Origin of the sequence: uncultured Eudoraea sp., from assembly GCF_947260015.1 — a bacterium.
GTDB lineage: Bacteria > Bacteroidota > Bacteroidia > Flavobacteriales > Flavobacteriaceae > Eudoraea.
Genome location: NZ_CAMYOM010000007.1, coordinates 52,035 through 72,399 on the forward strand (window position 1 = coordinate 52,035; position 20,365 = coordinate 72,399).

Here is a 20,365-nt window from a genome sequence, read left to right on the forward strand (position 1 = left end):
ATTATTGAAGCAATAAAAAAAAACGATAGCTTGTTTTAATGTGTGGCTGTAAATTCGTATTCCCTTTCAACAAGGCAGATTCTTATTTTGTACCATTTATACCATTCTTTTTTCCCTATTTCCTGCGCAGCCAGGTGTTTGAGATTGGATTTCCATCTTGATATAGATTCCAGGTTTTCCCAATAACTTACAGATATTCCTAATTCCCCCGTTGCGCTTTCAAAACCCAAATAACCAGATTGTTTTTTGGCTAATTCTTCCATTTGTATGGACATTAGACCATATCCTTTATCCCCGGAAGTCCTGGTGCTGGTAAAGATTACGGCATAATAAGGTTTTATCATGACCGTTTAATATATAAAAGCTCGTTCTACAAAATAATTCACTATAGCCTCTTTCATTAATACAGATTGCTCTCCTGCCTTTAATGGCGGAAGTGACTCCTTGATAATATAGTGTGGCCAACCTTCCTCGTCAAAAAACTCAAACTCATAATATCCATAAGGTTCCAATAGTTTGCATATGGCAATATGCATCAGGTTAACTTTTTCTTCCTTTTTATACGTCCTGTGATATTGACCTAGCTCCTGGATGCCAATAAGGTAAATAATCCCATCTACATCCATTGGATCTCCATCGGAAAACCTGGCAGATAATTTCTTAATGAGTTCTTCCCACCTGTCTTTTAATTGAATATCTCTGCTCATTTTTATTATCAAAAAAAATTTAAAAATCAAAATTAATCCTGAACTCCTCTTTTAGAAAAAATCAAAGGTACAAATCAAAATTCTATATTTGTGCAAACAAATTTCCGTGAATCTTCTGGATATCATTTTGGGATTATTACTGGCATATGGCCTTTATAAAGGTCTGAAAAATGGTCTCTTTGTTGAAATCGCCTCTCTAGCCGCCATTATTATTGGACTTTATGGTGCAATTCAATTTTCTTACTTAACGGGTAACTACCTTTCTCAAAACATGGATTGGGATGAAAATTACATAAAATTAACGGCATTCATAATTACTTTTGTAGCTATTGTGCTTCTGGTTAATATGGCTGGAAAAATACTTACAAAAATTGCAAATTTTGCCATGCTTGGATTACTCAATAAACTTGCAGGTGGGTTATTTGGTGTATTAAAAACTACCGTTATCCTTGGTACACTTTTGTATTTTTTTGAAAGTGCAAGTTCTTCATTTAATCTAATTGAAAATAATACGGTTGCAGAATCTATTCTTTATAAACCGGTCAGAGATATGGGCGCTCTGGTTTTTGGAAACGTAATTGAAGTATTTAATGACTGATAATTGATGAAAAGTGCAGTTCATCGAAAAAAATGGGTTTTTCACATGCTTTTTTCATAATTTCTTTAATATTACCAAGATGATCTTTTTAATAAGGATCCAAGAGAACACCCCACTCTACCTTTACCCTACTTACAAATAGAACAATAGAACACTATATGAAAATGAGATTGCCTATTGCTGTCTTGGTTTTATTTGTATTGTTGGCTGGATCTTGTAGCACAGAGCCAATTGAAAATATAAATATTCCGAGTTCTGAAAATGCCGTTTTGGTAGAACAGGCACTTTTGGATATTGTAAATGACCATAGGAACAGTTTGGGTTATTCATCATTACTTTTTAGCGAAGTTGCTTATGAGTATGCCAACTCTCATACCGATTATATGATTTCCAATGGCAGTTTAAGTCATGATAACTTTAGTTCAAGAGCCTCTAAAATTTCGAGCGCAGTAAATGCTGAATACGTAGCTGAAAATGTTGCCAAAGATTACCCAGATGCTACCACAGCTTTAGAGAAATGGCTTGATAGTCCTAATCATCGTAAAACAATTGAAGGCGAATTTACACACACTGCCGTAAGCGTAAAGAAAGACTCCAGCGGTAAATTCTATTTTACTCAGTTGTTCTACCGTTAGTCTGCTCCAGAAAATTTTCTTTTCTTACATTTGACAGGGAGTATTACTTTTAATACATTCTAATATCATTCCTTAATAATTAGAAAACAATGTCTATAGAACCTCCATTTAATCTTCACAAGTGGATTGAAGAAAACAGAGACTTACTAAAACCCCCTGTTGGAAATAAGAATTTATATAAAGATGCCGGTGATTATATAGTTATGATCGTTGCAGGGCCAAATGCAAGAAAAGATTATCACTACAATGAAACAGAGGAACTTTTCTTTCAATTAGAAGGTCATATAGATATTCACGTGCAGGAAGACAGACAAAAAAAAACAATGAAACTGGGGCCTGGTGATATGTACCTGCATCCTGCAAAAGTCCCCCATTCTCCTGTTAGGCACGAAGGCTCCATTGGTTTGGTTATAGAACGTAAGAGAAACCAAATGCAAATAAAGGACGGTCTACTTTGGTTTTGCGATAATTGCAACCATAAACTTCATGAAACTTATTTTATACTACACGATATTGAAAAAGATTTTTTATCGCATTTTTCATATTTCTACGGTTCGGAAGAATTAAGGACCTGTGATAATTGTGGAACGGTTATGTCTGTTGATGATAGATTTACTGATATAAAAGAAAGATAAAAAATGAAACTTACGATTACTATTTTTATCGGAATTGTGGCGGCACTGCACCTATATTTTCTTTGGTTCGAAATGTTTGCCTGGACTACCAGGGGTAAAAAGATCTTTAAAAAATTTCCTGAAGACATGTTTGAACCAACAAAATCTCTTGCTGCAAACCAGGGCCTGTATAACGGCTTTTTAGCTGCTGGCCTTATTTGGACTTTTTTTATTCAGGACCTATTTTGGAGTGTAAATATTTCTATCTTTTTTCTGAGTTGTGTTTCAATTGCTGGTATTTATGGAGCCCTAACTGCTGATAAAAAAATATTCATTGTGCAGGCACTACCTGCTCTGATTGCACTACTTCTAATCTTTATTAATCAGGCCTAAGATTACATAACTTTCGCGTTACATAATCACTATTATTCGTAGCTTTGTCAGAATCTAACAAACTACCTTTTAAAAGTTATAAAATGACACTAGTTGCTGTAGATTTTGGGATAGACCAAGCATTAGAAAAATTAGGAATAAAGGAAATCAATAATGGTACCTCAACAGGTACCGATTATTTTTCTTCAGGGGAAATTATCGAGTCATTTTCCCCGGTAGACGGTGCTTTAATTGGTAAAGTAAAATGCACCTCCCAAAATGATTATGAAAAAGTCATAGAAACTGCCTCCAAAGCATTTCATATTTGGCGATTAAAACCCGCTCCCCAAAGAGGCGAAATTGTTCGCCAGTTTGGAGATAAACTACGCCAATTAAAGGAACCTTTAGGCAAGTTAGTCTCATATGAAATGGGGAAATCATATCAGGAAGGTCTGGGTGAAGTACAGGAAATGATAGACATATGTGATTTTGCTGTAGGGTTATCTCGGCAATTACATGGATTAACCATGCATTCAGAAAGACCAGGGCATAGGATGTATGAACAATACCATCCTTTGGGTGTAGTAGGAATTATTTCTGCTTTTAATTTTCCTGTAGCCGTATGGGCCTGGAATACGGCGCTTGCATGGATTTGTGGCGATGTTTGTGTTTGGAAGCCATCAGAAAAAACACCACTTTGCGGTATAGCTTGTCAAAATATTGCGGCTGAGGTGTTCAAAGCAAATGGACTTCCAGAAGGTATTTCCTGTTTAATAAATGGGGATTATAAAGTTGGTGAAATGATGACCAATGACAATAGGGTCCCTTTGATTTCGGCGACAGGTTCTATTCGGATGGGGAAAATTGTTGCACAGGCAGTTGCCGCAAGATTAGGGAAATCACTCCTTGAATTAGGTGGTAATAATGCGATCATTGTTACCCCGGATGCAGATATAAAAATGACGGTTATTGGAGCTGTATTCGGAGCAGTTGGCACTGCAGGCCAGCGATGCACTTCTACAAGAAGAATTATCATACATGAATCTATTTACAACCAGGTAAAAGATTCAATAGTTACTGCCTATAAGCAACTACGTATTGGAAACCCGCTGGATGAGAATTATCATGTAGGCCCTTTAATAGATAAAGATGCTGTAGCTATGTATAAAAAGGCTCTTGAGCAGGTGGTAGCAGAAGGTGGAAACTTGATCGTGGATGGCGGTGTTTTAGATGGGGAAGGATACGAAAGTGGTTGTTACGTATATCCGGCCATTGCTGAAGCAGATAACAACTATGAAATAGTACAGCATGAAACTTTTGCACCTATTCTTTATTTATTAAAATATTCAGGTGATGTACAAAATGCAATAAAATATCAAAATGGTGTTGTTCAGGGACTTTCCTCGGCCATTATGACCAATAATTTAAGGGAAGCCGAGAATTTTCTTTCAGCCGCTGGAAGTGATTGTGGTATTGCCAATGTAAATATTGGCACCTCGGGTGCTGAGATTGGAGGGGCTTTTGGAGGAGAAAAGGAGACAGGAGGTGGACGTGAAAGTGGTTCTGATGCCTGGAAAGTTTATATGCGAAGACAAACTAATACAATTAACTATACTACTGAATTACCTTTGGCTCAGGGAATAAAATTTGATCTGTAAATTAATACATGCAGGCGCATTAGCTCCTTCATCCCATCTTAATGGAACTGGCTCAATGTGCCTGCAGGTATATTATTGAAACACATATATTACTGTGTTTTATTTAGTGAGGTGCAGCTATTTAAAAGACTTCTGTTCTTCCCTTAATGAATTTGGCTTTTGGACAGACCAGCTCCCATGAACTAAAGTTTGAATCCCGAGTATTACCACCATGCAACAGAAAGTGAAGCCTTCCTGAATTCGTTTTTTTAAATTTTTCATTGCTGCCTAATGTTTTAATATGACTTCAAAGTACTATTAAATAACAAGGGATTTTTACAACTATGTGTCACTTGTATAAAAAAATATACAATTGGAAGATTGGATTGTATAATTTGAAGAAAACAAAAAAAACCGCTGCTATTTATGAAATAAATAACAACGGGATTCTTAACTAACCAAACTAACTCAAACTAGTAGGAAGTATTAATTGAACACTATTTCAATGCCGTATCCTCGTCGGGAGAAATAGCGTTACAGCTTAATTAATGACAAATGTCCTAAATTTTAGCTTATTTCAATGTAAGGAAGTTATAAATTGGGCAAAAAAATGTGTAATTGGTAGTTATTAAGGTATGTCTTGTTTTATTAATATTAATAAAGAGCATCTTAGCCATTATTAGAGGATTAACCAGATAATTCAATTTATAAAGACTTACAATTTTAACAAAATTTAAGATTTTTTTAATACATTGTATTCAGAACAAAAAATAGTCAATTACAATGACCAAAAAGACAACAAACTTGCTTGGGATTATAATTACCATATTAGCAGGGATTTATTTTTTTGTAATGTACTGTAGTGAATGTGGATTATAAGATGACCTTGCCTCCTTAAAACGGGTGGATTCTTCTATTGCTAAAAAGGCAATGAATTTGGAAAAGGCCAATGATAAGAGCAATAATGAATTGTTGTATAAAAACTAATTAATTAATATCAACTTATGAATTTTGAAAGTATAAACATCTGGTGTTGGCTTATCCCTTTACTTGTAGGCGTTCTTTGTGCAGTTTTTGGATATTTATTAGGTAAAGGTGCAAATACAGTCATTGACCATTCTTCAGAGCTAAACTTACTGAAAGATCAAAATGCAAAATTAGAAGCTGATCTTGCAGCTTGCAATAAAAAAATGGCTGCTGAAAGTTCGGCTGTGGTTTCTTCTAAAATTGCTTTTAATAAAAGTGCAGCCAAGGCGGCATTTGGAAAAAATATAAAACAGGATGATCTGAAGGTTGTGGAAGGAATTGGTCCCAAAATTGAAGGCCTTTTTCACAATTATGATATAAAGACCTGGACGGCCTTGTCTAAAACTTCTGTTTCCAAGTGTCGGCAAGTATTGGACTCAGGAGGTGATCGTTACAAGGTTCATGATCCCGCATCGTGGCCAATGCAGGCAAAAATGTGTTCTGAGGGAAAATGGAAGGCATTACACAAATGGCAGGTAGAACATAAACGTGGTAAATTATAATTAAAAAGACCGGATTAAATCCGGTCTTTTTAATTATAACATTCCGTTGGCCTCTACCCATTTAAACCGGAATTGATCCTCACCTAGTCGCATTCTTTCTGCAATTCGTTGTAAACGATCTGGCATTCCTACAAGATAGTCTCTGGCTTTCTGGGCTTCATCTGACAAGCCTCTTATTGCTTCCAGATCCCAATATTGATTTAATTTATTAAAGATGTCTATATAATCCTGAGAGGTATATACTCCCAACCTTTGTGCACAGATGGAGAAATTTTCAAATGCAAGTCCAATTCCCTCTCCAGATTCCCTCAAAAAATGAGCAGGCATTACAATTTTTCTCTTCATCATATCTGCATATGCAAGCATCATTCCATTAGGGTCTTGTCCAAAAATGGTCTTTACGAATTCTCTATATGCCAAATGATGACGCATTTCATCACCCGCAATTATGCTGCACATTTTACTTAGAAGTGTATTACCTTTTTTCTTAGCCATCTGACCTACCCTTTTATGGGAAATATTGGTAGCTAATTCCTGAAATGAAGTGTATACAAAATTCTTATACGGGTCTCTGTCTGTTCCTATGTCAAAACCATCATTAAGCAAGTACTGAGTTGAGATCTCAACTTCTCTCATATTTACTCTTCCCGAGAGGTATAGAAATTTGTTAAGTACATCACCATGCCTGTTTTCTTCGGCTGTCCAAGCTCTCACCCATTTGGCCCATCCACTGGGTTCTTCCGTGTGTTGATTAATTCCCTCAACATCCATTAACCAGGATTCATACGTTGGTAAGGCCTCTTCCGTAATTGTATCTGCCACCATGGTTACCCAAAAATCATATCCCAACTCTTTAGATTCCTCTCTGATTTGCTCTACCTCATCAAAAAAATTTTCACTTTGCGAATCTGGAAGAAAATCTGAAGGCTGCCATATCTCATCAATAGGAATCAAAAATGAATCCATAAACCCGGCAACTTTAGGTTCAATTGCCTGCATCACCTCCAGCCTTATATTTTTAGTAGACATAATTATTTTTCTTGCAAAGTACGAAAATAAAACTCTGAAATTATTGCAGATATAATACAAATATTAATTTCTTCCTCTTTCATTCGGATAAAAAAGATGTACCGGGTCACTTTGCCAAACTTGTTTTGAATCTACATCAATAATTGACAAAGGCCCTTTAAAAGCTGCACCTGTATCAATATTCCAGACATTAGCTGCTCTTATAGGTATGGTCTTCCCTATTCTTGTTACCGGTGTATGGCCTATATATATTTCATAGTAATTGGCAAGTCGCTCAGGATAAAATAAGTCCGTTTGTGTTAGTTCCGGATCCAGAGACAATGCCAATTCCCATAAAGTTCTATCCCAGTAAAAAATTTTGGGAAAATATTCAAATTTTGCACCTTTCAAGTTAGTAAAGCCTGCGTGTACAAATAGGCGGTTTTTATCATCCAGGTAGTAATTATCCAGATTATCATAAAAATCCATATGAACTCTTTTTGACCCATCACCCAGAACCTCGTAAGAAGTTTTGCTCGCCATACCTCCGTGTTGCAACCACATAGGCTTATCCTTCCCTGTTCTCAACCATTCATTACAAAGCTCATCATGGTTTCCCCTTAAAAAAATACATTGGTGTGTTACTCTTAGTTCAATCAAAAAATTTACGGTTTCAACAGCCTGGCTCCATCCGTCAACATAATCTCCTAAAAAGATAAGTAGATCATCTTCACTAACCCCGGCCCTTTTCAAAACTTGTTGTAAAGCTTTCAGCCCTGAATGTATATCTCCGATTACCAAAGTTCTCATTTGGCAAAATTGGCGATTATTCCAATGATGACAATAATAAAAAGTATAAGAAAGAATATTTTCCAAAAGGAATAGGGTCGAATACCATGAATATTTCCAGTTTGTCCATTGATATAAAAATGATATTCTTTCCCTTTGTAATTGTAGAAACTTATATAAACAGGTAATAGCACATGCTTAAAAGTTTCTTTTGATAGTTTTATATCAGAATGATGAATCCTCTGCGTATCACCTCCAATATCTCGTCGTATCCATGAATGAGCTATCTCCTTGGCTTTTTGAAATGATTTGCGATGCCCTTCTCTCAAAGGAATTGTGTATTTTTCAGTTACAAAACCCGAGAGATATTTTGAATTAAATACACTAAGCTCTTTCAAATTCCAATGTGATATGTTTGACGGAACTTCTCTTCGTTTTTTTTTCGAAGCATTGATCAGGATATCATCTACAAAGCCATCTACTGTTCCATAAGCAGGTGTCCAGCGTGTTTTTCTTACTTGCCTGGTTTGAGTTCCTTTTTTAGTTCTATAGGTTTGTGTTTCATAATAATAATCTCCCCTTTGACCTTCATAAGATGCAAAGAGCTCTGCATCAAAAGTCCAAAAAGGGAGATAAAGACCGTGAATAGCTTCCGGATCTAATGCAGCGCGTTTAAGTTTATTCGGAGCAAACCACAATCCTTTCACCCAATCTCTGAATATCTTACCCGCCTTTTTATTATCAAATTGAAATGGAACTAGTGCGCCTGGCAGTATCCAACCCTCTCTTTCTATATCCTCTCTAATAAGAGGTTCTCCGCAATAAACACAATGAAGCGACTTGTAATTTTCTTCAACATGTTGGTTAGCACCACAATTCTTACAATGTAGTAGATCTATTGTCTCGGTAAAGGCATTATCCCCTACTGCCTTAATATAATGTTGCAGTTCAAGTTCTTCAAAACTTCGCTTTGACTTTTCAATAAATTCTTCATATCCGCAATACTCACATTTAACCTGGTGTGAACCTGGTTTGTATTTTAATTCTGCTCCGCAATTGGCACAGGATTTTTTCTTTTCAGAATACTGGGTTTCTTCCATTTGTAGTTATCGCCAAAATCAACAAAGTGTTTTTTAATACTTACGGTTACTACATTTGAGGCAATGGTGGTGGTGTATTACCGCCTAAAAACGCCTTTAACTCCCCTATTTCCTTAAGTGCTGTCCACCCCACAAGGCCCTGTTTCCATACCAGAGAATCCCGGTTAATAGTCCTATTTGCAAAGAGTTCCTTTAATTTATCGAAAGAAACTGGGCCAAGTTGTTGCCCGTTTGCCGCATAGTAATACATTACCTGAACAGGAATTGGAGGTGGCAGAGCAGCTCCTTGCGGCTGTTGTGAAGTAAAGGGTTGTTGTGCCGGCTGCCCCATTAAAGTTCCCATTTGCTGTGCCAGAACAAAACCCATACCCATACCCATTCCTGCTCCGGCAGTACCGCCTTCATTTTTGGCAGCAGCTTCCATTGCCTTTGCTGCCTTAAATTGAGTGAGTTTGGACAAGTCTAACTTTTCTAATCTGCTGTAATCAAAAATCTCCTTCTTCAGTTCTTCAGGCATGGAAACGTTTTCTATATAGAATTTTTCCAACTCTATCCCTACACGTTCAAATTCCGGTTTCATAACTTCCTGGCAAGTTTCGGAAAGTTCACTTGTATTAGCAGCGTATAATTCCAGAGGCAGGTTTGCCTCCCCCACAGTATCCGTAAATCGCGTCACAATTAAACTCTTGAGGTGTTCGTTTACCTCGTAATTTGTAAAATTACCATCAGTACCAACCACGTCTACCACGAACTTGCCGGCATCGCTAATTCTAAAACTATAGGTTCCAAAAGACCTTATCTCAGTTAACCCAAAGCGTTCATCACTTAACATAATTGGGTTTTTTGTTCCCCACTTTTCATCTGTAAACAATCTGGTATTAACAAAATATACTTCTGCCTTAAAAGGGCTGTCAAATCCATATTTCCATCCCTTTAAAGTAGTTAGTATAGGAAGGTTATTAGTATTCAAAGTATGTGTCCCCGGTTTAAAAACATCCGCTAATTGACCCTCATTTACAAATACGGCCTTCTGACCTTCTCTAACCACCAATTTGGCATTATTTTTAATTTCATTCTGATAACGTTCAAATCTGTGAACTATGGTATCATTAGTCGTGTCAATCCATTCTACTATATCAATGAATTCGTGACTTAGTTTCTTTTTAATCTCATCAAATAGGTTCATTTTGTTAGATTTTTAATTCCAGAAAAAGGTAATCAATTCTTTAAAACAGACCAAGTGTCTTTTCGGAATATAAAGAATTAGTACAATGGTGAGAATCGATTTAATAAATAGTCCTGTTTTTTTTGGAGTAACACCTTATTTCTCATTACTTTGGGAATTGCTTTAAGTATAGATTTATGAAAGAAGTGTATTGTATAGGTGAATTGCTCATAGACTTTGTAGCCGAAAAACAAGGTTTTAATTTAGCTTTAGCCAGTGAATTCACAAAAAAAGCGGGTGGTGCCCCGGCCAATGTAGCCTGTGCTATAACCAAGCTCGGAGGGAAAAGTGCATTTATTGGTTGTGTTGGGGATGACCCTTTTGGTACATTTCTATTAAAGGTGTTGGAAAATGAAGACGTGGACATTTCTTTAGCTCAACGATCAGAAACTTTTACTACCCTCGCCTTTGTTTCTATTGATGAAGAAGGAGAACGTGATTTTGTCTTTAGCAGGGGTGCAGATAAAGAACTTAAATACAGTCCGGCAATTAAGAAGAAATTTAATAAAAACATTGTTCATTTTGGGTCTGCGACGGCACTTTTGGGCGGAAGTTTGGAAGAAGCGTATGGACGATTTTTATTTGATGCCATAACTCAAGAAGCCTTTATCAGTTTTGATCCAAATTACAGAGCAGACCTATGGAAAAACAGAACTGATATTTTTATAAAAAAATCTATGCCATTTATTGAAAAATCTACGCTCTGCAAGTTTAGTTTAGAAGAAGCAAAATTAATTTCGGGAAAGGAAAATATTTTGGATGCGTGTGAGTTTTTTCATGAAGCCGGCTCACAAATCATTACCATTACTCTTGGTTCTGAAGGTACATTTGTAAGTTCTCAAGGGCATTCAAATACAATCCCCAGCATCATTGTAAAGCCGGTTGATACAACAGGTGCAGGAGATGCCTTTATTGGCTGCCTGTTAAAACAAATTTCTACTCTGGATAATATAGAGAGTGGTATAAGTAATCGCGATTTGCTATTCAAAATGATCGCTATAGCAAATAAAGCCGGAGCGATAACAACAATGAATTACGGAGCCATAAAGTCATTGCCAACTCAAATTCAACTCGACAATTAGAATGAACCAAACCTCATTAAACAGGTTGTTGGCTTCAAATAAGCTGGATAACCCAGAGAAAGCGAATCTGAAAGAACTATTTGATTTAAGATTATCCACTAACCTTTCTATAATACAAAACCTATTCTTATCTCTATACCCTGAGTCAACCTTACAAAATTCATTTCCTGTATTGTTGGAACTTTTACCTGAACTTTTTAAGAAAAGATCTAAAAATCTTAAAATCCAGGACCTGAGAAGGCTTAAACATGCAAATTGGTATCAATCTGAAAAAATGGTTGGCATGCAATTGTATGTGGACAACTTCAATAAGGATCTGAAAGGTCTTGAAACTAAAATTGCATATTTAGAAAGATTAGGCGTCAACCTTCTACATATCATGCCTGTCACAACAAGGCCTAAAGGAGAAAATGATGGGGGATATGCAGTCAACAGTTACACCCAAGTTGACAAAAAGTACGGTTCAAAAGCAGACTTGTTGAACCTAACAAAAAAACTGCGCTCCAAAAAAATGTATCTGATGATGGATTTTGTTGTAAACCATACTTCAGATGAATTTCCCTGGGCAAAAAAAGCAATGGCGGGTGATAAAAAATACCAGGATTATTATTATACCTACCCGGACAGGAATATGCCAGATGAATTTGAACATTCCTTGCCCGAAGTGTTTCCTCAAACCTCCCCTGGAAACTTCACTTATAATACGAAAATGAAAAGGTGGGTTATGACTGTATTTAATGACTATCAATGGGATCTCAATTATACAAACCCAATGGTGTTTATGGATATGCTCTCTAATATGGTAGAACTTGCTAACTTGGGAGTAGACGTTATTAGATTTGACGCACTGGCATTTCTATGGAAAAAATTGGGTACAAATTCTCAAAATCTTCCCGAAGCACATAGCTTAATTACCCTATTTCGAATGTGTTTACAAGTCGTTGCTCCCGGGGTTGTTCTGTTGGCTGAAGCTATAGTTTCTCCTAAGGAAATTATCAAGTATTTTGGTGAAGGCATTAAAAAAGGTAATGAATGTGAAATTGCCTACAATGCCACTTTGATGGCGCTACTTTGGAATTCAATCGCTACAAAAAAGACTCATCTCTTGTATAAAAATCTGATTAATTTACCAAGTAAGCCCTCAGAGGGGACCTGGATAAATTATATCAGATGCCATGACGACATTGGACTTGGTTTTGATGACCGCTATATTTACGAAGTGGGCTGGGACGCGGCAGCACACAGGAAGTTTTTATTGGATTACTATTGTCAAAAACTGGATTGGTCACCCGCTAAGGGGCAAGTTTTTATGTATAATCCAAAAAATGGCGATGGCAGGATTACTGGTAGTACTGCCTCTTTACTCGGATTGGAGAAAGGATTAGAGCAGAACAATCAGGAATTGATAAAATTAGCAGTAAATAAAATCCTAATGCTACATGCCATCATATTGTCCTATGGGGGAATTCCCATGATCTATGCCGGTGATGAAATAGGGACCTTAAATGATTATTCTTATCTTAAAAACAAAGACTTAAAAGAAGATAGCAGATGGGCCAACAGACCTAAACAAGATTGGAAAATTGTTTCTGGATTAGATAAAATTGATACTCCTCAAACACAAATTTACCATTCTCTAAAAAAACTAATTAGGATTAGAAGAAATACACCAGTATTTGCTGACAAGAACAATTTGTTGCTGCATCATTCCGCAAACCCGCATATTTTTATGTTTGAAAGAACAAATAATTCTGATAAGGATGTCCTTGTAATTTGCAATTTTGATGAAAGCATTCATGTGATAGAAGGTGCTAATATTGTGTCCAAGGGTTATGCGACAGGAGGTAAATTGCAGGACCTGGTATCAGGTGAAAGCATTACTTTAAAAAGTGCTTTTTTAGAAATAAATCCCTTTCAAATTCTATGGCTCAGCAAGTCCTAGCTATATTTTACTTTTCTTAATATTCGAAAAGATTCCTTCAGGGATTCATAAATGTTTACATCGTATTTCTTTAATAAAGGCCGAGCTGATTCCATAAGATCCTTCGCCTCTTCAAAACCATTAAAATAGCAAATAAGATAAGTTGCCGGTAATAGCTCCAAATCCAATTCTTCTGAACGCTTGAGTGATGCCCCCTTTTCAATTTTTTGCAATATAGCCTTGTTTGAATTAAATATATGAAACAAGGTCTTTTTATCATATTGAGGTGGTTCAAAAACTAAATTGCTTTGAATTTGATAGGTTCCGTTATCTGAGAAAAATATATCAACTTTTTCCAAAGGATAGTATTTATGTTGATTTCCCAAACCCAACTTCACGTATTCTATGATAGTAAAAGATTCATCACTATAGCTTATTGAGATTTCATCGAGGGCAGAATAGAAAAGTTTAACCTGTTCATTTATAAGTTCTATATCTACTCTTGAATAAAAAACTTCGTTTTTTACTTTTTTTTGATTGCCCGCCCAGCAAAGTACAAATTGTTCTTTAAATACTTTATAGCTGCTAATCAGATCTTTATGCCTGTAATTTATAAAATCTATTACGCCATCAAGGGTAAGTTCTATATTATTTCGGGCATGTTGTTCTATAGTCGCAACGGTATCTGAATTGATATCTTTTAATAAAATATCAAATACCTTGGGCATGCTTATACTCCCATCTCTGAAAAAAACTGCACCTCCGTAATATTTCCATATATTGCGCCGCATTGCGCACACTTTGCCATTAGAGCTTATAGTAACTAACCCTACGACCTTACCCTCAGGTAAGTGAGGAAACGGTATATTTTCATAAGAGATCAGGGGAGGGTTATCCAGGTAGGCATTTACAAGGTTTTGAATCTTACTGTCATCAAAGAAATCTACTCCTACAATTTTGTTATCTTCATCCTCAACACCAACAACAATAAAGGAATTATTATTTGGATTACTATTAGCAAGTGCGCAAACATGCTTTAGGAATTTAGCTTTACCTTCTCGTTTTCCTATATTGATAAACCTTTTTTTATCATAAAAACTATTTTCGTCATTATGAGCCAAAAGGTTTTTTACAAGTAGGCGCTTATTAATCATATTGTTTTCTTCACTAGAGTACTACTTGCCTGTGCGGTTGGCATAACTACGAGATCTGCAATATTTACATGGGCAGGTTGTGATATTACAAAGTAAATTATTTCTGCTATATCTTCAGGTTTTAAAGGTTGAAAACCCTGGTAAACACTGTGGGCTCTTTCAACATCCCCTTTAAATCTGACATTGCTAAACTCTGTCTCTACCAATCCAGGATTAACAGCACCCACTCTTATGCCATATGTATTCAAATCAATTCGCATTCCCTGATTAATTGCATCAACCGCATGTTTACTAGCACAATAAACATTCCCTTTGGGATAAACTTCTTTGCCGGCAGTTGAACCTATATTTATTATATGTCCCGAATTACGCTCCACCATCTTAGGTAAAATTGCCCTGGAGACATAAAGCAGGCCTTTTACATTAATATCCAGCATAGCATCCCAATCCTCAAGACTGCCTGTTTCTATGGAATCCAAACCATGTGCATTCCCCGCATTATTAATCAAAATATCTATATGAGAAAATTCCTCAGGTAATGAGTTGATCGAATTTGCAACAGCATTTTTATCACTGACATCAAAGTTTAAAACATAGACATCCGTTAATGGCTCTAATTGCTTCTGCAATTTTATTAAAAGTTCTTTTCTTCGCCCACAAATTATCAATCGGATATTCTTTGATGCGAAAAGTAGTGCAGTAGCCTTTCCTATGCCACTGGATGCGCCGGTAATAAATGCTGTTTTTTTCATTAAATTTATTGGAATGATTATTAACTAGGGAACTTTATGCCCCTGAGATGCAACTAATAACAAAAACCAATCTTCCATCTCCAAATCAATTTCAGTAGCTTCTACAGAAGCCTTTAAACGTTCTTTGTTAGTGGTGCCAACAACTGGGTGAACTCTGGAAGGATGATTTAAAATCCATGCCAGGAGAATTTGACCGCTATTTACTTTATATTTCTTTTTTAGCCCTTTCATCACTTTCTTTATTCGTTTTTGCCTTTTGTCTTTCTCCCTGAAATAGCTGCCAATGGGACTCCATGCCATTGCAGTCCGATTATGAATGATACAGTCATCAAAAGTACCGTCATACATTAACTTTTCGGCTGTTAAGGAAAATTCGACCTGGTTAGCGCTTACTGGCAATACCGACTCTACTAGGGCAATCTGCGCAGGAGAGAAATTAGACACTCCAAACTCCCGTATTTTACCTTCTTTTTGCAAATAAAGAATGGCTTCCGCAATTTCATCGGGTTGCATTAACGGGCTGGGTCTGTGCAGTAAAAAAAGATCCAAATAGTCAGTTTTTAGTTTGGACAGAGAACGCTCTGCAGACCATATAATGTATTCTTTAGAATAATCATAATGTTTTACTTTATTCTCTCTGGCCTTACAGACATATTGTATTCCACATTTAGTAATAAGTTGTAGTCGTTCCCTGGGTATTGAACTTTGAAAAAACGCTTTGCCAAACGCTTCTTCATTATCATAACCTCCATATATATCAGCATGGTCAAAAGTTGTTATTCCTTTTTCAACGCAATAGCCAATAAGGTCAGTCATTTGATCTTTTGTAAGATTCTTCCCCCAACTTCCCCATGTCATGGTTCCAGCAATAATTTTGGAATAAGATATCCGGTTTTTCATAAGTATGTGAAAATATAAAATAAATCCCTTAAATACTTCATAAAACTTAGGGTTCTAGGCATTTTTTAACCAATCATTAACAGCACTTATATAAATAAATTTTCAATTTGCGCCCTACTGTGATACCAACATATTAAAAACCAAAAAATAAAAATTATTAATGGAGGAAAATACTACTGTAGATATTAGTGCGGTTAATGAGAAGATTGCACAGGAAAGTGCTTTTATAGACCTGCTGGTTCTGGAAATGAATAAAGCTATTGTGGGTCAAAAGCATATGATAGAACGATTGTTGATCGGACTTTTGGGACAGGGTCATATTTTGTTAGAAGGAGTTCCCGGGCTTGCAAAGACCCTGGCGATAACCACTCTGTCAAAGGCTGTTAAAGGTAGTTTTAGCAGAATTCAGTTTACTCCGGATCTTCTACCCGCAGATGTCGTTGGAACAATGATATATAATATGAAAGTAAATGATTTCTCAATAAAGAAAGGTCCTATATTCGCCAATTTTGTTTTAGCTGATGAGATAAACCGTGCCCCTGCCAAAGTGCAATCTGCACTGTTGGAAGCCATGCAGGAAAAACAAGTTACCATTGGTGATGAAACTTTCATACTTGATAAGCCATTCTTGGTTATGGCTACTCAAAACCCGGTGGAACAGGAAGGAACATATCCACTCCCTGAGGCTCAAGTGGATCGTTTTATGCTAAAAACGGTAATTGATTATCCTAAGATGAATGAAGAACAACTTATTATAAGGCAAAATCTTCAGGGTATACTTCAGGATGTTAAACCTGTTATATCAATTAAACAAATACTTAGTGCTCAACAGGCAGTGCGAGAAGTCTATATGGATGAAAAAATAGAAAAATATATTCTCGATATAGTATTTGCCACAAGATATCCGGAAAAATATAATTTGGGAGATCTTAAACCGCTCATAAGTTTTGGAGCTTCGCCTCGTGGAAGTATTAATCTGGCAAATGCCGCTAAATGTTATGCTTTTATAAAAAGACGTGGTTATGTAGTTCCTGAAGATGTGCGTGCTGTTGTGCATGACGTACTAAGGCACAGAATTGGAATTACCTATGAAGCGGAAGCAGAAAATATTACTTCAGAAGAAATAATCAACCGGATTGTTAACGAAATTGAAGTACCATAATAGTTCAACCTATGTATTTCAATGCCGTAAAGGGCATTTGCTTATATAACTAAAAAGCTTGAACCCGAATGGATACGAAAGAGTTATTAAAAAAAGTTCGTAAGATTGAAATTAAGACCCGTCGTCTTTCAGATCACATATTTGGAGGGGAATACCATTCTACCTTTAAGGGTCGTGGAATGACTTTTAGTGAGGTTCGCCAATATCAGTTTGGTGATGATGTTAGAAGCATTGATTGGAATGTCACAGCCAGATATAATGAGCCTTTTGTAAAAGTATTTGAGGAAGAAAGGGAGCTAACCATGATGCTAATGGTAGATGTCAGTGGCTCTGAGCTCTTTGGAACAACGAATAGGTTTAAAAAGGATATTATTACCGAAATATCGGCAACTCTGGCGTTTTCTGCACTCCAAAATAACGACAAAGTTGGTCTTTTACTTTTTTCTGATGAAGTTGAACTTTTTATACCCCCTAAAAAAGGAAATAGCCATGTCCTGCGAATAATAAGAGAATTACTGGAATTTTCTCCGAAAAGCAATAAGACTAATATTGGGGAAGCACTTAAATATTTAACTAACGTCATGAAGAAAAAAGCAATTGTATTTGTGCTTTCAGATTTTATGGCAACAGATTATAGGCAAACACTAAAAATTACGGGGAAAAAACACGATGTTACAGGTATTCGTATTTATGATGAAAAAGAAGAGCACATTCCAAATTTAGGGGTAGTGCAAATGCTGGATTCTGAAACCGGTTCACTGAAACTTGTAAATACACAATCTAAAGGTGTTCGGAATGCATATGGTGAATACTATAGAAATAGGGTAGACTATTTTAAGGAAACTTTCAATAAATCGGGGTGTGGTATTTTGGATTGTCGAGTGGATGAGAGTTATGTTAAAAAATTATTGGGTTATTTTAAGCGAAGAGGATAAATGAATAAGGTTTCAATGAAATTAAGGCATATTATTAGTTCCTGGTCCGGACCGGTAATATTCTTATATCTTTTATTTTTTGGGAATTCCATAATTGCTCAGTTGCAACCCGTAATAACATCAAATGTAGACACTACCAATATTAAAATTGGTGAACAAATTAATTTTACGGTTTCTGTTGAAGTAGATTCAACTGCTCAGGTATTCTTCCCTGAAGGGCAAACTTTTTCTCCATTGGAAACTGTTGAAGCTTTTAAAACAGATACAACCAGAAAAAAAGACAGGATAACGCTACAAAAAACATACGCGCTTACACAATTTGATTCCGGATCCTATGTACTGCCGGCTCAGCGTATTGAAATTAACGGGGCTGGATTTTTTACAGACTCCCTTAAGGTTGATGTTGCCACGGTACCCGTGGATACAGTCAACCAAAAAATGTATGATATAAAACCTTTAATAAGCGTACAAAAAAGTAATAGTGCCTTTTGGAAAATCTTCCTGATTGTTTTGCTTATTGCCGGAATAGCAGGCGGCCTTATTTATTGGTTCATAATTCGAAAAAAACCATTGACAGAAGAGGAAAAGGTGGCATTGCTCCCACCTTATGATCGAGCACTTTTGGAATTGAAACGATTAGAAAATTCTAAATATTTAATTCAGGATAAGTACAAAGTGTATTATTCAGAATTAACTGCAATAGTGCGATCCTATCTTGAGGAAGAGGTACATATTTCAGCACTGGAAAGTACCACAAGTGAATTGATTCAAAAATTAGAATTATTGCAGGATGCCGGTGAATTAAAGCTAAAGGATAATACCATTAAACAATTTGAAAAAATATTACAAACAGCAGATCTTGTAAAATTTGCAAGGTCTAAACCCCTTACAACAGTGGCCGAACAGGACAGAAAAGCTATTGAGGAGATTGTTGTTAAAACGAAAGAAGCCCTGCCAGAACCTACAGAAGAAGATATGTTGGAACAGGAAGAGTATCAGGAGGTTATTGCCAAGAAAAAACGGAAAAAGAAAATAATATCAATTGTCTCTGCTGCGGCAATTGTATTGCTGGTCTCCCTGGGTGGACTTATAGCCTATTTAGGTCCTTCTTATGTTTGGGACACCATTACGGGCCATCCTACAAAAAGACTTTTAGAAAGAGAATGGGTTTCCAGTTCTTACGGATATCCGCCAATTATTGTTGAAACTCCCGAAGTATTAGTTAGACAACAGGTTAAGCTTCCCCCGGATGCGAAGGCCAATATCAAAGAGCTGCAGGCTTTTATGTACAGAAGTGAAAAAGGTTTACTTACTATTGGAACAACTTCGACCACATTAAATAAACCTGAAGAACCGGATTTCAATCAGGTTGTTGAACAAATATTGAAAAATTTTGAAGACCAGGGCGCAAAAAATATTATTACTAAGCAAGAAGAATTCGTGACCGTATCTGGTGTAAAAGGAATTAAAGTTTTTGGTCGGGGTAAATTTACAGTTCCTGACACAAAAGAGTTAGTTAGCGGACAATACACTATTATTCTTTTTGGCGGAAATGGTTTTCAGCAGCAGTTAATCTTATCATGGTTAGATAAAGATACTTACGCCGAAGAAATTATAAATAGGATAATTGGTTCATTAGAAGTAAAAACAGAGGCATAAATGTTAGACAATATAGAATTTGCAAATCCTCAGCTTTTTTGGTTGCTTTTACTGCTCCCTATGGCTTTGATATGGCATGTATTCAAGCGCAAAGAGGAGACTGCTTCCCTGAAAATTCCGAGTGTTGCTGGATTTACCGCTAACGACTTTTTGCCAAAATTAAAACCTGTATTATTTGTGTTCCGTTTGTTGGCATTGACAGCAATTATTGTAGCAATGGCGCGTCCTCAAACTGAGGATATTTCCACTCGAACGAAAACCACGAAAGGTATAGATATTGTGATGGCGATAGATGTTTCTTCAAGTATGTTGGCAAGAGATTTAAAACCTAACCGACTATCGGCGCTTAAAGAAGTGGCAGCAGATTTTATTCGGCAAAGACCAAATGATAGAATTGGTTTAGTGGCCTATGCAGGCGAAAGTTATACTAAAACACCAATAACAAGTGACAAATCTATTGTATTAAATGCGCTCAAAGAAATTCCGTACGGCCAATTCAACAGCGTCTAAGGTTGAACCCTCGGAATGATCCTCGCCATCTGAAACAATGAACAAAACCCTGTTCGTTTGCTCCTCATCATCAAAA

At 36.3% G+C, this 20,365-nt stretch carries 20 protein-coding genes and 1 pseudogene; 12 read left to right on the top strand and 9 right to left on the bottom strand.

The features are described from left to right. Positions 1-35 precede the first annotated feature (35 nt). Both Q0X66_RS05610 and Q0X66_RS05615 read right to left on the bottom strand, forming a co-directional pair. Positions 36-344, bottom strand: a complete 309-nt coding sequence (locus tag Q0X66_RS05610; protein ID WP_297704116.1) for an antibiotic biosynthesis monooxygenase — start codon at positions 342-344, stop codon at positions 36-38. 6 nt (positions 345-350) lie between these two features. Then, positions 351-707 (bottom strand): hypothetical protein, encoded by a 357-nt coding sequence (locus Q0X66_RS05615; RefSeq protein WP_297704118.1) that lies wholly within the window; start codon positions 705-707, stop codon positions 351-353. A 106-nt stretch (positions 708-813) separates the two neighbouring features. On the opposite strand from Q0X66_RS05615, the gene Q0X66_RS05620 reads away from it, so the two are divergent. From Q0X66_RS05620 to Q0X66_RS05645, 6 genes are all read left to right on the top strand, one after another. After that, positions 814-1,305 carry a CvpA family protein gene (locus Q0X66_RS05620; RefSeq protein WP_297704120.1) on the top strand — a complete coding sequence of 164 codons (492 nt, stop codon included), beginning with the start codon at positions 814-816 and terminating at the stop codon, positions 1,303-1,305. A gap of 158 nt (positions 1,306-1,463) precedes the next feature. Beyond that, positions 1,464-1,940: a CAP domain-containing protein gene (locus tag Q0X66_RS05625; RefSeq protein ID WP_297704122.1), complete on the top strand. Its 477-nt coding sequence runs from the start codon at positions 1,464-1,466 to the stop codon at positions 1,938-1,940. A gap of 89 nt (positions 1,941-2,029) precedes the next feature. Then, positions 2,030-2,575, top strand: coding sequence for a 3-hydroxyanthranilate 3,4-dioxygenase (locus Q0X66_RS05630; RefSeq protein WP_297704125.1), 546 nt, complete (start codon positions 2,030-2,032; stop codon positions 2,573-2,575). A gap of 3 nt (positions 2,576-2,578) precedes the next feature. Beyond that, complete coding sequence (locus Q0X66_RS05635) at positions 2,579-2,947, top strand: DUF1304 domain-containing protein (protein WP_297704127.1); 369 nt, start codon at positions 2,579-2,581, stop codon at positions 2,945-2,947. Positions 2,948-3,030: 83 nt separating this feature from the next. Beyond that, positions 3,031-4,584 carry an aldehyde dehydrogenase family protein gene (locus Q0X66_RS05640; protein WP_297704129.1) on the top strand — a complete coding sequence of 518 codons (1,554 nt, stop codon included), beginning with the start codon at positions 3,031-3,033 and terminating at the stop codon, positions 4,582-4,584. Positions 4,585-5,567: 983 nt separating this feature from the next. Continuing rightward, positions 5,568-6,092 (top strand): hypothetical protein, encoded by a 525-nt coding sequence (locus tag Q0X66_RS05645; protein ID WP_297704132.1) that lies wholly within the window; start codon positions 5,568-5,570, stop codon positions 6,090-6,092. Positions 6,093-6,125: 33 nt separating this feature from the next. On the opposite strand, the gene Q0X66_RS05650 is transcribed toward Q0X66_RS05645, so the two are convergent. From Q0X66_RS05650 to Q0X66_RS05665, 4 genes are all read right to left on the bottom strand, one after another. Further along, entirely contained in the window at positions 6,126-7,121 is a 996-nt protein-coding gene (locus Q0X66_RS05650; RefSeq protein WP_297704134.1) for an acyl-ACP desaturase, read from the bottom strand. Between the two features lie 63 nt (positions 7,122-7,184). Next, complete coding sequence (locus Q0X66_RS05655) at positions 7,185-7,910, bottom strand: metallophosphoesterase (protein ID WP_297704136.1); 726 nt, start codon at positions 7,908-7,910, stop codon at positions 7,185-7,187. Then, on the bottom strand, positions 7,907-8,989 hold the full coding sequence (locus tag Q0X66_RS05660; RefSeq protein WP_297704138.1) for a DNA helicase PriA: 1,083 nt from the start codon (positions 8,987-8,989) through the stop codon (positions 7,907-7,909). Before Q0X66_RS05660 ends, Q0X66_RS05655 begins: the two co-directional genes overlap by 4 nt. Before the next feature lie 49 nt (positions 8,990-9,038). Continuing rightward, positions 9,039-10,175, bottom strand: a complete 1,137-nt coding sequence (locus tag Q0X66_RS05665) for an SPFH domain-containing protein (protein ID WP_297704140.1) — start codon at positions 10,173-10,175, stop codon at positions 9,039-9,041. A gap of 176 nt (positions 10,176-10,351) precedes the next feature. Between Q0X66_RS05665 and Q0X66_RS05670 the strand changes: the two genes are divergently transcribed. Continuing rightward, on the top strand, positions 10,352-11,296 hold the full coding sequence (locus Q0X66_RS05670) for a carbohydrate kinase (RefSeq protein WP_297704143.1): 945 nt from the start codon (positions 10,352-10,354) through the stop codon (positions 11,294-11,296). A gap of 1 nt (position 11,297) precedes the next feature. After that, a complete protein-coding gene (locus Q0X66_RS05675) occupies positions 11,298-13,238 on the top strand; it encodes an alpha-amylase family protein (protein WP_297704145.1) in 1,941 nt (646 codons plus the stop codon). Here Q0X66_RS05675 and Q0X66_RS05680 read toward each other — a convergent pair. From Q0X66_RS05680 to Q0X66_RS05690, 3 genes are read right to left on the bottom strand one after another with little or no spacing between them, the layout of a single operon-like run. Then, positions 13,235-14,371 (bottom strand): ATP-binding protein, encoded by a 1,137-nt coding sequence (locus Q0X66_RS05680; RefSeq protein ID WP_297704148.1) that lies wholly within the window; start codon positions 14,369-14,371, stop codon positions 13,235-13,237. The genes Q0X66_RS05675 and Q0X66_RS05680 overlap by 4 nt on opposite strands. Then, on the bottom strand, positions 14,368-15,123 hold the full coding sequence (locus Q0X66_RS05685; protein ID WP_297704150.1) for an SDR family NAD(P)-dependent oxidoreductase: 756 nt from the start codon (positions 15,121-15,123) through the stop codon (positions 14,368-14,370). Before Q0X66_RS05685 ends, Q0X66_RS05680 begins: the two co-directional genes overlap by 4 nt. Positions 15,124-15,147: 24 nt before the next feature. After that, positions 15,148-16,023: an aldo/keto reductase gene (locus tag Q0X66_RS05690; RefSeq protein ID WP_297704152.1), complete on the bottom strand. Its 876-nt coding sequence runs from the start codon at positions 16,021-16,023 to the stop codon at positions 15,148-15,150. A gap of 160 nt (positions 16,024-16,183) precedes the next feature. On the opposite strand from Q0X66_RS05690, the gene Q0X66_RS05695 reads away from it, so the two are divergent. From Q0X66_RS05695 to Q0X66_RS05710, 4 genes and pseudogenes are all read left to right on the top strand, one after another. Continuing rightward, positions 16,184-17,185 (top strand): MoxR family ATPase, encoded by a 1,002-nt coding sequence (locus Q0X66_RS05695; RefSeq protein WP_297704154.1) that lies wholly within the window; start codon positions 16,184-16,186, stop codon positions 17,183-17,185. Between the two features lie 68 nt (positions 17,186-17,253). Further along, a complete protein-coding gene (locus Q0X66_RS05700; protein ID WP_297704156.1) occupies positions 17,254-18,120 on the top strand; it encodes a DUF58 domain-containing protein in 867 nt (288 codons plus the stop codon). After that, positions 18,121-19,779, top strand: a complete 1,659-nt coding sequence (locus Q0X66_RS05705; RefSeq protein WP_297704158.1) for a hypothetical protein — start codon at positions 18,121-18,123, stop codon at positions 19,777-19,779. Beyond that, positions 19,780-20,274, top strand: a pseudogene (locus tag Q0X66_RS05710) (VWA domain-containing protein); the annotation flags it as partial. Positions 20,275-20,365: the final 91 nt, after the last annotated feature.